Source organism: Nocardia barduliensis (assembly GCF_013315795.1).
GTDB classification, from domain to species: Bacteria; Actinomycetota; Actinomycetes; order Mycobacteriales; family Mycobacteriaceae; genus Nocardia; species Nocardia barduliensis.
On the sequence record NZ_JABLTE010000153.1, the window covers coordinates 1 to 14,076 of the forward strand.

At 68.6% G+C, this 14,076-nt stretch carries 12 protein-coding genes and 1 tRNA gene; all 13 read right to left on the minus strand.

The annotated features are described in order from the left end of the window. Positions 1-362 precede the first annotated feature (362 nt). The 13 genes from HOV91_RS35775 to HOV91_RS35835 all read right to left on the minus strand — a co-directional run bounded on the left by HOV91_RS35775 (position 363) and on the right by HOV91_RS35835 (position 13,849). Positions 363-854, minus strand: a complete 492-nt coding sequence (locus tag HOV91_RS35775) for a WKL family lipoprotein (protein WP_174189641.1) — start codon at positions 852-854, stop codon at positions 363-365. A 228-nt stretch (positions 855-1,082) separates the two neighbouring features. Beyond that, on the minus strand, positions 1,083-2,003 hold the full coding sequence (gene pdxS / locus HOV91_RS35780) for a pyridoxal 5'-phosphate synthase lyase subunit PdxS (protein WP_043694364.1): 921 nt from the start codon (positions 2,001-2,003) through the stop codon (positions 1,083-1,085). 434 nt (positions 2,004-2,437) lie between these two features. Then, a complete protein-coding gene (locus HOV91_RS35785) occupies positions 2,438-3,481 on the minus strand; it encodes an NUDIX hydrolase (protein ID WP_174189649.1) in 1,044 nt (347 codons plus the stop codon). Further along, positions 3,481-4,605, minus strand: coding sequence for a glycosyltransferase family 4 protein (locus HOV91_RS35790; RefSeq protein ID WP_174189642.1), 1,125 nt, complete (start codon positions 4,603-4,605; stop codon positions 3,481-3,483). Before HOV91_RS35790 ends, HOV91_RS35785 begins: the two co-directional genes overlap by 1 nt. Further along, positions 4,602-5,570 carry a phosphatidylinositol mannoside acyltransferase gene (locus HOV91_RS35795; RefSeq protein WP_174189643.1) on the minus strand — a complete coding sequence of 323 codons (969 nt, stop codon included), beginning with the start codon at positions 5,568-5,570 and terminating at the stop codon, positions 4,602-4,604. The genes HOV91_RS35790 and HOV91_RS35795 overlap by 4 nt, the downstream gene beginning before the upstream one ends. Positions 5,571-5,658: 88 nt before the next feature. Further along, complete coding sequence (gene pgsA, locus HOV91_RS35800) at positions 5,659-6,354, minus strand: phosphatidylinositol phosphate synthase (RefSeq protein WP_174189644.1); 696 nt, start codon at positions 6,352-6,354, stop codon at positions 5,659-5,661. Between the two features lie 23 nt (positions 6,355-6,377). Then, positions 6,378-6,977 (minus strand): ATP adenylyltransferase, encoded by a 600-nt coding sequence (locus tag HOV91_RS35805; protein WP_217441501.1) that lies wholly within the window; start codon positions 6,975-6,977, stop codon positions 6,378-6,380. Beyond that, positions 6,974-9,037, minus strand: coding sequence for a threonine--tRNA ligase (thrS, locus tag HOV91_RS35810; RefSeq protein WP_174189645.1), 2,064 nt, complete (start codon positions 9,035-9,037; stop codon positions 6,974-6,976). Before thrS ends, HOV91_RS35805 begins: the two co-directional genes overlap by 4 nt. 142 nt (positions 9,038-9,179) lie before the next feature. Beyond that, entirely contained in the window at positions 9,180-9,794 is a 615-nt protein-coding gene (locus HOV91_RS35815; protein WP_312884904.1) for a (2Fe-2S)-binding protein, read from the minus strand. A gap of 2 nt (positions 9,795-9,796) precedes the next feature. Then, positions 9,797-10,222 carry a TIGR02611 family protein gene (locus HOV91_RS35820; RefSeq protein WP_174189647.1) on the minus strand — a complete coding sequence of 142 codons (426 nt, stop codon included), beginning with the start codon at positions 10,220-10,222 and terminating at the stop codon, positions 9,797-9,799. Between the two features lie 107 nt (positions 10,223-10,329). Next, positions 10,330-12,579 carry a solute carrier family 23 protein gene (locus HOV91_RS35825; RefSeq protein WP_174189648.1) on the minus strand — a complete coding sequence of 750 codons (2,250 nt, stop codon included), beginning with the start codon at positions 12,577-12,579 and terminating at the stop codon, positions 10,330-10,332. Between the two features lie 243 nt (positions 12,580-12,822). Next, on the minus strand, positions 12,823-13,440 hold the full coding sequence (locus HOV91_RS41295) for a SulP family inorganic anion transporter (protein ID WP_438822721.1): 618 nt from the start codon (positions 13,438-13,440) through the stop codon (positions 12,823-12,825). Between the two features lie 337 nt (positions 13,441-13,777). Further along, positions 13,778-13,849: transfer RNA gene (locus tag HOV91_RS35835), tRNA-Val, on the minus strand. Positions 13,850-14,076: the final 227 nt, after the last annotated feature.

Consider the following 14,076-nt stretch of genomic DNA (forward strand, 5'->3'; position numbering starts at 1 on the left):
GGACCATCCCCGCCCTACTCCGGCACGACGTCGAGAACCCTTACACGCCAACTTTCTTCGTGCGCTGGGACCACCCGGACCGCCCGGCGATTCGAGTCGACGCGGACCGGGAGAGTTAGTTTCCTCCGTCCTTGCTGTCTCTCTGCGATAGGCAACGAAATTCTGCGCGGTTAAGTACATAGTTGAATGCGCATAGGGTTGTATCGACATGTAAATCCCTTGGCTCCAGTATCCATGTCGCACCTGGGAATACGCGGCGGCCGGGAACCGGCACCGCGGACCGATCCGGCCCGGCGACCGGGCGATGCGGGGCTCGGACGAGCCACGTCTCATCGCCCGGCGCGCGGGGCCGGTTGCGGCGTTCAGGCGGCGCAGGCCGGGGATTGCTGGTTCAGGTTGGTCAGCGCCTGGCAGGCCCAGGTCTTCTGGACCTTCCACTTGCCGCCGTCCAGGACGAACGGCACGTCGACCTGGTTCTCCTGTCCGTTGATGGTGAACTTGGCCTGTGCGGTGACGCTGTCACCGAAGGTGGTCACGCCCGTGACCACTGCCGTGGCATTCGCCTGCCGGAAAGCTTCGGCCAAGCGGTTGGGCAAGCCGGGGTCGGCTTCGATGCCCTGTACGAGGTCGAGCTTCTGCTCGTTCGGCACCGTGGGGTCGAGTGCCCGCTGCAACAAGGCGTTGAGTTCCTCGACGGTCGGCGCGGCCGGCATGGTCGCGGACGCGGCGGCGGTTGTGGTGCGGGTCGACTTGGGCGAGTCGCTCGTGTCCTCGCCGCCGCAGGCGGCGAGGCTCAGGGCGGCCACCATGGCCAGCCCGGCGGCGGCGAGGCGTCCGGTTCTGCGAAGCTTCAACTGTTCGTCCTTTGCGCTCGGATCGTTCCGATGGTGAGAGGGCGCGCAATGGCCGGGCGGCCATCGAATGGCGAAGCTACTGAACGTGATTGTGGAAACCATGAGACGACCTTCTGGCCGCTGTAAGAGTTGAACCTAGCATCGGAACCGGTCCGAGCGGCCTATTCGCCCGCCGGGTCGCCCATGACGACGCTGATCAGCGCCGCGGCAGACGCTACCGGCGCGGGCTCACCAACCCCGCTCGGCCAGGCGATGCGGCTGGGCGATCTCCTCGACGTTGATGCCGACCATGGCCTCGCCCAGGCCGCGCGACACCTTGGCCAGCACGTCGGGGTCGTCGTAGAAGGTGGTGGCCTTGACGATGGCGGCGGCGCGCTGGGCCGGGTTGCCGGACTTGAAGATGCCCGATCCCACGAACACGCCCTCGGCCCCCAGCTGCATCATCATCGCCGCGTCGGCGGGGGTGGCGATGCCGCCCGCGGTGAACAGCACCACCGGCAGCTTGCCGGTCTCCGCGATCTCGCGGACCAGCTCGTAGGGCGCCTGCAACTCCTTGGCCGCGACGAACAGCTCGTCCTCGGGCAGCGAGGCCAGTCGGCGGATCTCCTGGCGAATCTTGCGCATGTGCGTCGTCGCGTTGGACACGTCACCGGTGCCCGCCTCGCCCTTGGAGCGGATCATGGCCGCGCCCTCGGTGATCCGGCGCAGCGCCTCGCCCAGGTTGGTAGCGCCGCAGACGAACGGCACGGTGAAATTCCACTTGTCGATGTGGTTGGCGTAGTCGGCCGGGGTGAGCACCTCGGACTCATCGATGTAGTCGACGCCGAGGCTCTGCAGGATCTGCGCCTCCACGAAGTGGCCGATACGGGCCTTCGCCATGACCGGAATCGAGACCGCGGAGATGATGCCGTCGATCATGTCCGGGTCGCTCATCCGGGACACGCCGCCCTGGGCGCGGATGTCCGCGGGCACGCGCTCCAGCGCCATCACCGCGACCGCGCCTGCGTCCTCGGCGATCTTGGCCTGCTCCGGCGTGACGACATCCATGATCACCCCGCCCTTGAGCATCTCGGCCATACCGCGCTTCACGCGGGCGGTGCCGACGGTCTGGGTGGTCTCGGGGGTGGTCACGGCAAATTCCTCCAGCATGTGCGCCAATCGGTCGCTCGGATGCGAACGCCACGATTCTAGGCGGCCGCAAAAGGCCACTTGATAGCCAGTTGGAGGGCACTGGCCTGGTGTGATCTCGGTTATGGCGCCCTGGGCCGGGAGGGCTCGGCGATCGTGCCGTCCCGGCGCGGTACTGGACTGCCCGGCCGCCGCCGGGCGATGGCTCAGAGTGGGCCGACCACCAGCAACGTCGCCCAGTACTCCGCGGCCGCGGGGCCGATCAGCGGCAACAGGAAATCGAACAGCAGGTACGACATGAAACAACTACCTCCACAACCGAACGGGAACGGCCCCGCCGTCAACGGGACCACGACGCCGAATCGCATGCGTCCCTGTGAGCACTACCCTCCGGCGCCTCGGATCATCGCGACGCTATCACGATCGTGAAACAGATCACACGGGTTCGCGGCCGGTCAGCGGATGGAACGGACCTCCGGATCGGCGGTGCCGGACGCCGCCTCGGCCGCTTCGGCGAGCAGCTCGTCCAGGTGATACGGGTACACCGTTTCGCCGGAACGGTCCAGCGCGACGATGTCGGCCGCCGTGCACCACTTGTTTCCGGTGATGGAGCGACGCTCGATCGCGGTCAGATTCGCCGGGTTCGGTTGGAAGCCACGCACCCGCAGTGCGAAGAACAATTCCTCGGATCGAATCAGCTGGCCGTCGAAGGGAAAGACCGCGACCCGCCGCCAGATCGGACCGCGCAGGTCGGCCGGGTCCGCGCGATATCCGGTCTCCTCGTACAGTTCCCGTACCGCCGCCACGCGCAGACTCTCCCCCGGCTCCACGCCGCCGCCGACGGTGAACCAGAACGACACCTCCGGCGTCTTCGGGTCGTGGCCGCGCATCAGCAGGGTCCGGTCCTGCTCGTCGAACAGCACGACGCGCGCGGTGGTGCGGATGGTGTCGACCGCGAGGCCGGTGGAGGCCGCGGGCGTGGCGCGCTCGGTGATCTCGAAGTAGGACGGCAGTGGGGCGGTACCGCCCAGATGCAGCAGCCGGACCGGCCGGCGCGTACGCAGCGCCAACGTGTCGCGCACCGCGTCGTTGTGGAAGCGGCGGGCGATCAGCACCCTGGCCTCGGCGTCGGCCAGTTCCGCAACCAGCTGCGGCCGCAGCGTGCCGATGTCGACCGCCGACAGCGCCGAGGACAACCGGTTCTCCACGGTCTCCCGTTCGGCGCGACCGGCGCGCTCGGCGCGATCCGCCAGCGAGGAGAGCTGTCTGGCCTGCTCCGCAAGAGCCGGGTCGGACACCGGACCGGCGATGGCCATGGCGACCGCCCTTGCCACCACCGCCCGCCGCGCCAGGGCCGCGTCGAGCGCCTGCCAGGACTGATCGGAGCGCACGTGCAGCCGGTCGAGCCGGTTGGCGGTGGAGTACGCCCACAGGCCGATCGCGACGACCACCGCGGCGATCAGCGCGAGGACGAGAACCGTCGTCGCGGAGAAGGTGATCATCCCGCCGCCCGCACCCTCGTGTCGCCGATGGTCACCGTCTCGTAGACGCGCAGGATCTGTTCGGCCACCACCGGCCAGTCGTACTCCCCGACCACCTGCGTCGCGGTGCGCACCAAGGACTCCCTGCGCACCTCGTCGGTGAGCACCGCCTGCAACGCGGCGGCCAGGGCCGCCGAGTCGCCGACCGGGACCAGCATGCCCGCCGTACCGTCCCGCAGCACCCGGCGGAACGCGTCCAGTTCGCTGGCCACGACCGGAGTGCCCGCCGCCATCGCCTCGATCAGGATGATGCCGAAACTCTCCCCGCCCAGGTTGGGCGCGACGTACACGTCCGCGCTGCGCATCGCCGAAGCCTTCTCCTCGTCGGACACCTGGCCGAGAAAGCGCAGGTGACCGGACAGCTTGCCCGCTTCACGGCGCAAGCGGTCCTCGTCGCCGCGGCCCACGATCAGGATCTCGACGTCGGGATGCCCGCGCACCAGATCGGGCAGCGCGCCGAGCAACACCTCCATGCCTTTGCGCGGCTCGTCGTAGCGTCCGAGGAACAGCACCGTCCCGCCCGCCCGCGGATAGCCGGGCAGCATGGGCGCGCGGGCGAACGCCGCGACGTCCACGCCGTTGGGAATCTCGACCGCGTCCGAGCCCAGCGCCTCGACCTGCCAGCGCCGCGCCAGCTCGGAGACGGCGATGCGGCCGGAGATCTTCTCGTGATACGGCCGCAGCACGCCCTGAAAAGTGCTCAGCACCAGTGATTTCGTCGTGGAGGTGTGGAAAGTCGCGACGATCGGGCCCTCGGCGATCTTCAGCGCGAGCATGGACAGACTCGGCGCGTTCGGCTCGTGGATGTGCAGCACATCGAAATCGTTGCCGTCGATCCACCGGCGAATCCTGGTGTAGGCCATGGGTCCGAAGGACAGCCGGGCCACCGACCCGTTGTACGGGATGGCCACCGCGCGGCCCGCCGACACCACGAACTCCGGCAGCGGGGTGCCTTCGGACGCGGGCGCGAGCACGCTCACCTTGTGCCCGCGCTCGTTGAACACCCGCGCCAGCTCGACGACATGCGCCTGCACCCCGCCGGGGACGTCGAACGAATAGGGGCAGACCATGCCGATCTTCATGGCGATACGTCTCCCTGCTCGGCCCGGATGCTCGCCTGCGCGGTGGCGATCCTGGCGCGCCGCTCGGGCGAGAGATCGCTCTCCCACAATGGTTGCAGCATGTGCCAATCCGCGGGATGCTCCGCGATATTCGCCGCGAAGCGATCCGCCAATGCCTGGGTCGCCGCGGCCACCCCACCGGAAACGTCCACCGGCGCCTCGGTTTTCAGCCCCCAGTCCTCGCGGCCGTCGGCATCGACCTCGAACCACGCGTGCACCGGTATCAACGCCGCGCCGGTTTCGACGGCCAGTTTCGCCGCACCCGCAGGCATCCAGGTGCGCTCACCGAAGAACTGGACGGCCACACCCTTGCCGGTGAGGTCGCGTTCGCCCATCAGGCACACGATCCCGTTCTGCCGCAGGCGCGCCGCCAACCGTCCGAACGGCGGTTGCTCGCCGCCGGTCAGCGGGAACACCTCGAAGCCGAGGCTCTCCCGGTAGGCGACGAACCGCTCGAACAGCGATTCCGGCTTCAGCCGCTCGGCCACGGTGGCGAAGCTTCCGTAGTGCTGCACCAGCCAGACGCCCGCCATGTCCCAGTTGCCGGAGTGCGGCAGCACCAGCACTACGCCTCGTCCCTCCGCCAGCGCGGCGTCCAGGTGCGGCAACCCGTCGACGAAGTAGTCGATCGTGGCGTGGTCCATCGTCGGCAACCGGAACGCCTCGCGCCAGTACCGCGCGTAGGACCGCATGCTCGCGCTGATCAGCTCGTCCGGCACGTCGGCGGGAAGTACGCCGAGCACCCGGGACAGGTTGCGCCGCAGCTGGTTCGGCGCGCCGCCCGCGCGGAACTCCCGGTTGGCGCGGCGGGCGACGCGCTCTGCGCCCCATTCGAACAGCCGCCGTGCCGTCGGCTCCGGCAGCGTACGCACCAGCCGCCAGCCCGCCGCGTATCCGGTGGCGGCGATCTGCTCTCCGATGTTCATTCGCACTCCCGTGCCGCCGGGCGGCGAGCCGCCGCCACGAATAGCCGGACGCTCCCGTCGATCGGTCGGCGTCCGGCACAGGTCGAGATCACGACGGAAGTCCCGTGGTGTCGGCGCTGCCCGCGCTCGGGCTCTGCGGCTGCCCGGCCGGGATCACGGTGCGCGCTCCCGGTGAGTTGCGCACGGCCAGCACCCGCTGGACGACGGTGACGATGCTGAGCACGGCGAGGATCCACATGGCCACGTGCACGGCGTAGGTGAGCCACTCGATCCCCCAATGTCCGCCGATCCCGGTGAATCCCGCGCCGACCAGCACGATGATCAACCGGTCCGGCCGCTCGATGAGGCCGCCGTCCGCAGACAGGCCACTGGCCTCGGCGCGCGCCTTGGCATAGGAGATCACCTGGGAGGTGACCAGGACCACGAGCGTCGCGGCGAACAGCGGCTTGTGCTGCTCGTGGAAGACCGCCCACCAGGCCAGGCCGCCGAAGATGGCGCCGTCGGCCAACCGGTCACAGGTAGCGTCCAGCACCGCGCCGTATTTCGTGCCGCCGCCGCGGGCCCTGGCCATCGCGCCGTCGAGCATGTCGAACATGACGAACAACCAGATCACCATGGTTCCCCAGAACAGGTGTCCGGTCGGGAAGAGCGTGACCGCGGCGACGATGGAGGCGGTGGTGCCGATCAGCGTCATGGCGTCGGGAGTCAGTCCCGTGCCGACCAGCGCACGGCCCAGCGGAGCCGTCGCTTTGGCGAACGCCTCGCGGCCGAAGAAGCTCAGCACGGCAGATCCGCCCGGTCGCTCATCTACGCCTCCTTCCAGGCCGCCGACAGCAGCGCCCTGGTCTCCCGCAGCAGTTGCGGCATGACCTTCGCCCCGCCGATGACGGTGATGAAGTTCGCGTCGCCACCCCAGCGCGGCACGATGTGCTGGTGCAGGTGGTCGGCCAGCGACCCGCCCGCCACCCCGCCGAGATTCAATCCGACGTTGAAACCGTGCGGCCGGGACACCCTCTTCATCACCCGGATCGCCTGCTGGGTGAAGGCCATCAATTCGGCGCTCTCCGCCTCGGTGAGGTCCTCCAGGTTCGCGACCTTGCGGTACGGCACCACCATCATGTGCCCCGGGTTGTACGGGTACAGGTTGAGCACGGCGTACACCAGCTCGCCCCGGGCGACGACCAATCCGTCCTCGTCGGACATCTTCGGGATGTCCGTGAAGGGATGGCCGGTCGAGTCCTTGGGCCCCGTGGCCGCCTCGGCGATGTAGGACATGCGGTACGGCGTCCACAGCCGCAGCAGCCGATCCGGTTCACCGGCGCCGGAATCCACGATGCTGCCCGGCTCGGCCGACGGCGCGGTCTCGTCCAGATCCGCGATTCCGTCCGGCACCGTACGCTCGGTCATGCCCCACCCTTGCTCGATGATCGGATCTCGAAACCGTCGGCCGTCGGCGAAGCGTTCTCCCGCTGGGCGATCCACGCGACGATGGTGGCCACCGCGTCGTCGACCGGGACACCGTTGACCTGGGTACCGTCGCGGAAGCGGAAGCTCACGGCGTTCGCGTTCACGTCGCGCTCACCGGCCAGCAGCATGAACGGCACCTTCTGCGCGGTGTTGTTGAAGATCTTCTTCTGCATGCGGTCGTCGCTGCGGTCCACCTGCGCGCGGATGCCCCCGTCCTGCAACCGCTCGATCACCCGATCCAGATGCGGAGCAAACGCTTCCGCGACCGGGATGCCCACGACCTGCACCGGCGCGAGCCACGCCGGGAACGCGCCCGCGTAGTGCTCGGTGAGCACGCCGAAGAACCGCTCGATGGAGCCGAACAGGGCGCGGTGGATCATGACCGGCCGCTGCTTGGTGCCGTCGGAGGCGGTGTACTCCAGGTCGAAGCGCTCGGGCAGGTTGAAGTCGAGCTGGATGGTCGACATCTGCCAGGTGCGCCCCAGCGCGTCCTTGGCCTGCACGGAGATCTTGGGCCCGTAGAAGGCGGCCCCGCCGGGATCGGGCACCAGCTCCAGACCGGAGGCCGAGGCGACCTTGGACAAGGTTTCGGTGGCCTCCTCCCAGATCTCCTCGGAACCGACGAACTTCTTCGGGTCCTTGGTGGACAACTCGAGGTAGAAGTCGTCGAGGCCGTAGTCCTTCAGCAGGTCCAGCACGAACCGCAGCGTGTCGGTCAGCTCGCTGTGCATCTGCTCTTTGGTGCAGTAGATGTGCGCGTCGTCCTGGGTCATGCCGCGCACCCGGGTCAGGCCGTGCACCACGCCGGACTTCTCGTAGCGGTAGACCGAGCCGAACTCGAACAGCCGCAGCGGCAGTTCCCGATACGACCGCCCGCGGGCACGGAAGATCAGGTTGTGCATCGGGCAGTTCATCGGCTTGACGTAGTAGTCCTGGCCGGGCTTGCGGACGGTGCCGTCCTCGTTGAGCTCGGCGTCCAGGTGCATCGCGGGGAACATGCCGTCGCGGTACCAGTCCAGGTGACCGGAGACCTCGAACAGGTGCCCCTTGGTGATGTGCGGGGTGTTGACGAACTCGTAGCCCGCCGCGACATGCCTGCGGCGCGAGTACTCCTCCAGCTCCTTGCGGATGATGCCGCCCTTGGGGTGGAACACCGGAAGGCCGGAACCGAGTTCGTCGGGAAAGCTGAAAAGGTCCAGTTCCAGGCCCAGCTTGCGATGGTCGCGGCGCTCGGCTTCGGCGAGCAGGTGCAGGTGCTCGTCCAGCGCCTCCTGGGATTCCCACGCGGTGCCGTAGATGCGCTGCAGGTCCTCGCGGCTCTGGTCGCCGCGCCAGTACGCGGCCGAACTGCGGGTCAACTTGAAGGCCGGGATGAACTTGGTGGTCGGAATGTGCGGGCCGCGGCACAGATCGCCCCAGATCTTCTCCCCGGTGCGCGGATCCAGGTTGTCGTAGATGGTCAGCTCTTTGCCGCCGACCTCCATGACCTCCGGGTCATCGATGCCGGACTTGTCGCTGATCAGCTCCAGTTTGAACGGCTCACCGGCCAGCTCGACCCTGGCATCCTCGACCTCGACCACCCGGCGGGAGAACCGCTGGGCGCCCTTGACGATCTTCTTCATGCGGGATTCCAGCTTGGCCAGATCCTCGGGGGTGAACGGCCGCTCGACGCGGAAGTCGTAGTAGAACCCGTCCTTGATGTAGGGGCCGATGCCCAGCTTGGCCCCGGGGAACTCCTGCTGCACCGCTTGGGCGAGCACGTGCGCGGCGGAATGCCGGATGACGTTGCGACCGTCGTCGGTGTTGGCCGCCACCGGCTCGACGTCGACGTCGTCGTCCGGAGTCCAGGACAGGTCCTTGAGCTCACCGTCCACCCGGACGACCACCACGGTCTCCGGCCCCTTCGTGGGTAGTCCCGCCTCGCGCACCGCGGCGCCCGCCGTCGTCCCGGCCGGCACCCGGACGAGGGCGACAGGACTGATGGGGGCTGAGGTGGTCACGGCTGCGCTCTCCTTGGCGTTCTCGTGTGCGGGCTGGGTCCCCGCTGGATGGTGGCCGATCGCAAGTTCGTCCGGCGCGACCATGCTACTGTCCCGCCGCTTCGGCCCGCCCCTCCGGGCTTTGGGCCCGTACGGCAGGTCCTCAGCCCTCGGCGGCCAGGTCCGCGAGCAGGGCCGTTCGTTCGACGGCAGGCCGCTTCGGGCAACTGGTGCACATCTGGCAGCCGGGGACCTCGAACACCAGGCAGCAGGAGATGCGCCGGACGAAGGTGCGTCCGCCGATCTCGACGAACCGCGGCGCAGGCAGTTTGCCGCCGATGTCCAGGGCCAGCCGTGCGCCCGCGTCCGCCGAACCGGCGTCCAGGGCACGGTTGCCGATAGCGTCGGCGGCGATCGCCCACAGCGACGGCACTCCCGCACCGGACACCTCGGCCACCGGCGCGATCACGGCGGCGAGCGTCGCACGCAGCGCCACCGCGCCGCAGCCCGCGGAACCACTGTCCGCCACGAGGCGCACCCGCTCGACGCCACCGTCGGGCCGCACCTCGCAATCCATGCGGTCCAGTGCGGGTTCGGGTGCGTCCTCGCCTGCGGCGTACGCCCGCGCGATCTGCTCCACCAGAGCGGAGGCGACCATGCACCACCACAGCGTGCCCGCGACGCGCGGCGACGCGGTCCCCCAGGAGTGGCCCATCTCCGCGATCCGCGCGGCCAGCCATTCCGGCTGGGTGAGCGTGCGCCCCGGAACGGTGGTCACCGTTACAGGGGGCTGCGCAGCCATTCCCATTCCACTCCGATCCAACTGCCCACGAGCCCGAAGGTTCCCAGAATCCACAGCGTCGCGACCACCAGCGCGGCGGTGGCGACCGCCCCGGCCACTTGCACGACCGGGCCCTGCCCGGAATACCAGGCCATCAATTGCCGGTACCGGTCCCGCAGCCAGGTCAATACCTTGTGCGCCCAGGCGAATTCGGTAGCCAGGATGCCGAGTCCGGCGAACACGATCGCCCAGCCGGGACCGGGATAGGGGATCGCGAGGACACCGACCGCGAGCACGGCGACACCGACCACCGCGACCACGATCCGGTAGCCGAGGTACAGGGTAGGTCGTCGTTCGAGACCGGCACGGAAGGCGCGCCAGCGGGTCGGCCGGTGGGCCGGGCTCGTTTCCAGATCAGCGGACACGTCCCCAGAGTACGAGCAATCGGTCACGCCGAACTCGGCTCCACGCGCCCGGACACAGTTATCCCGCCCGGACGGCGCGCCCGGGCGGGATAACTCGTCCCCGTCTATCAGACCAATTCGGGAGCGTGCTGATGACCCGCGTCATCGATGTGCGCGATCCCGTTCTCGGTCACCTCGACGACCCGGGCGCTGCCGATGTCGAAGAACAGGCCAGACACCGTGACGCCGCGCTCGGCGACCGCCTTGCGCACCGCCGGGTGCCGGTGCAGCAGCTCGAGCTGCACCGCGACGTTCACCATGGCCAGCTGATCGACCTCACCGAAGCCGGCCTCCCGCGCCGCGGCCGCTACCGGATGGCCCGCCCGGAACCGCTCCAGGCTCGGCCGCGCGTGGGCCAGCCAGGCGTCCACACCGGGCACCTGGGCGCCGGTGTGCAGCGCCTTCATCGCACCGCAGGAGGAATGCCCGCAGACCACGATCGAACGCACATTCAGTTGTTCCAGCGCGAACACCAGCGCGGCCTCGACCGACGCGTCACCCTCGGCGGGCGCGAGATTGCCCACGTTGCGCACGGTGAACAGGTCGCCCGGCCCGCTGTTGGTGATGATGTTCGGGACGATCCGCGAGTCCGAGCAGGTGAGGAAGAACGAATCCGGGTCCTGCTTGTCGCGCAACTCGTCCAGGTGCGGCCGGACGACGTGCGCGTGGCTGCGGTGGTAGGCCGCGACACCGGCCGCGACCGGGTTCTCGTGCCGCTCGTCACGCCGCCACGGACCGAGGATGTCGTCCCAGACCGAGCGCGCGAAGCTCCGCGACGGCGGTTTCGCCGTGGCGTGCGCCATCTTGGCTCCGCCGATCTCCACGAAGTCGACGCTGCCGCCGCTGCTCACCTGCTGGCGGGCGAACTCCTCGACTGCCTCGAAAGCCGCGTGATCGAGGAAGTCGACCGTCATCTCCACCGTGACGTCGGCTCCCGGGGGGATCTTGGCGAGCTGCGCCGACAGCTTCGGCAGCGCGAGGAAGGTGGCCGAGCCGTCGACGGTCACCAGCCAGCGCTGCGTGCCCGGGATCTGCTCGGCCTTGACCGCCACCCGGACCACCCGCCACAGCAGCAGGCCGAAGGCCAGGCCGAGGCCGATCAGCACGCCCTCCAGCAGGTTCAGGAACACCACACTGAGCACCGTCACGGCGTAGACCAGCAGGTCACCGGTGCGCTGGGCCAGTTTGATGTGAGCCAGCTTCACCAGCTGGGTACCGATCACGATGAGCAGGCCGGCCAGTGCGGCCTTCGGGATCTGCTCCACCACCGACACCAGGGCCACCGAGAACACCAGCAGCCAGACGCCGTGCAGGATCGCGGAGGCGCGGCTGTGCGCGCCCGCCTGCACGTTGGTGGCGCTGCGCACGATCACGCCGGTCACCGGCAGGCCGCCGAGCAGGCCGGACAGCACGTTCGCCGAGCCCTGGCCGATCAACTCGCGGTCGAAGTCGGTGCGCTTGCGCGTGTGCATCTTGTCCACCGCCACCGCGGACAGCAGGCTCTCCACGCTGGCGATCAGGGCGATGGTGATGATGGCCAGGACCAGACCCGACCAGTCGCCGCGCGGCAGCGCGGGCAGGCCGATGGCGTCGAACAGCGAGCCGTTGAGCACGATGCGCTCGGCATCGAGCGGCAGCGCCAGCGACAACGCCGTGCCGACGAGCACCGCGACCAAGGGGCCCGGTACGACGCGAACCCGCGCGGGCATGTACTTCCAGCCGAGCATGATCGCGATCACGACAGCGCCGATCAACGCGCCGCCGCCGTGCAACGACATCAGCTGCCCCGGCAGCTCGATGATGTTCCGCCAGGCCGAGCTGTGCGAGGAACCGCCGAGCAGCACGTGAATCTGCTGCAGCGCGATGGTGATACCGATACCGGCGAGCATCGCGTGCACCACCACCGGCGCCACGGCGAGCGCCGCTCTGGCCACCCGGCTGAGCCCGAGCAGAATCTGCAGCACACCGGCTATCACGACGATGAAACAGGTGAGACGCCAACCGAATTGGTTGATCGTCTCGGCGACGACGACGGTGAGGCCCGCGGCAGGGCCGCTCACCTGGAGTACCGAACCACCGAACGTTCCGGCGACGATACCGCCGATGACGGCGGCGATGAGCCCGGCGGCGACAGGGGCTCCGGAAGCGATCGCGATACCGAGCGAAAGCGGTAGCGCGACAAGGAAGACCACGATGGAAGCGGGTACATCGTGGCGCAGGATGTCGGTGAAGCGGTCGGACAGTGGTCCGGAACTGCGGCCCGAGCCCGTCGGTGCGGGCATCGACAGTGGCGGGGCTAAATCTTGATCGATAGCCATGACTCTCCTTCGCCGACTCGGCTGATTCGCCGAGGTCGGTTGACGATCAACATGTCCAGCAGGGCACAAGACCGCGAACCGGCATCTCGCGGTGAAGCAGTCCCGACACAGCGATGAGTCGAGATGTAAACGAGGACAAGTGTATTGGTAAAGACTTAGCAAAGCCTGAGAACTTCGCCAATTGTGTGTTATTCCCCACCGTCCTCTCGTCGTTATCACCGTGACGCGCCGCACATCGCCCGGTCAGACCGGTTCCGCCGCGATCCGCCGCCCGTCGTCCTCCAACTCCGCGATGCCGTCGACCATGACCTCGATCACACGGGCGGTGGCCAGATCGAAGAACAACCCCGACACCGCGACGCCCCGCTGTTCGACGGCCCGCCGCACGGCCGGGTGCCCGTACAGCGTCTCCAGTTGCACCGCGACATCGACCATGCCGAGCTGGTCCACCACGCCGAATCCGGCGTCCGCCGCCTGGTCGAGGTGCGGGCGCAGCACGTGCGCGTGCCCGCGGTGATAGGCGGCGATGCCCAGCATCCCCGCGCCGATGGTGATCAAACTGGTTGCCGCCCAGCCGAACTGCTGCACGCTCTCGGCGACGACAACGGTGAGACTGTCGGTGGGCGCGCCGACCTGGATCGCGGAGCCGCCGAGCAGTCCGGGCACCACACCGCCGACGACGGCGGCGATCAGGCCCGCCGCCGGGGCACCCGAGACCACCGCCACGCCGAGCGAAAGTGTCAGGGCGACAAGGAAAACCACGATCGAGGCGGGCAGATCGGCGCGGCCGATCCCGGTCAGGCGACCGGCCATGCCCGCGTGCAGCGACGTCCGTGGTGCGGAATCGGTGTCGGTGGACATATTTTCTCCTTCGCCGGGACGTGACCCGGTTCATCGGTCAAACATGTTCTTGGCATCGAAAACGAGCGGCGGGCGGGGGCTCGGGCCGCCCATCCGTGGGCGGAAGCGCGACCCGTGACGCGAGGTCGCATTGATAGTAAAGACTTCGCAAAGCGTATGGAAAGGGTTCGGGTCCCAAGGAGGGCAACCGCTACCATAATGTGACTCAGGTCACAGCGCAACCAAGAGGTGGCCTACACGAGGGGGGCCGGAGGCGGCCGCACGCGGCAACGATTTCGATCGACTCGAAGAGACGAGAAGACCGGGCAGAAACTGCACCGGTCTCGTACTGTGTGAGTGGTCCCAGCTGGGATCGAACCAGCGACCTTCCGCGTGTGAGGCGGACGCTCTCCCGCTGAGCTATGAGACCTGACATTGTTTCCGGCGGCTCGGGGTGCCCTCCGGACGAGACGAAACATTAGCACGCGCCACCGGCGGTTCACCAAATCGCCATCCGGACAGCCGATGGTCGACGGGCCAGGAACAGGCCACCGGCAGCCCTCCGATGCCGGATGCCGGGTCAGGGCGTGCGACCCGACCGACGGGCGAAACGGGCCACCCTGACAGCTGAATGGACGACAGAAGTCCCTACTCCCC

Excerpts from the sequence above, each read along its gene's own strand:
- pdxS (WP_043694364.1), bottom strand. The coding sequence starts at position 2,003 with ATGCTGGAGGAATTTGCCGTGACCACCCCCGAGACCACCCAGACCGTC.
- HOV91_RS35790 (WP_174189642.1), bottom strand. The coding sequence starts at position 4,605 with ATGAAGATCGGCATGGTCTGCCCCTATTCGTTCGACGTCCCCGGCGGG.
- HOV91_RS35795 (WP_174189643.1), bottom strand. The coding sequence starts at position 5,570 with ATGAACATCGGAGAGCAGATCGCCGCCACCGGATACGCGGCGGGCTGG.
- HOV91_RS35805 (WP_217441501.1), bottom strand. The coding sequence starts at position 6,977 with ATGACCGAGCGTACGGTGCCGGACGGAATCGCGGATCTGGACGAGACC.
- HOV91_RS35825 (WP_174189648.1), bottom strand. The coding sequence starts at position 12,579 with ATGGCTATCGATCAAGATTTAGCCCCGCCACTGTCGATGCCCGCACCG.
- HOV91_RS41295 (WP_438822721.1), bottom strand. The coding sequence starts at position 13,440 with ATGTCCACCGACACCGATTCCGCACCACGGACGTCGCTGCACGCGGGC.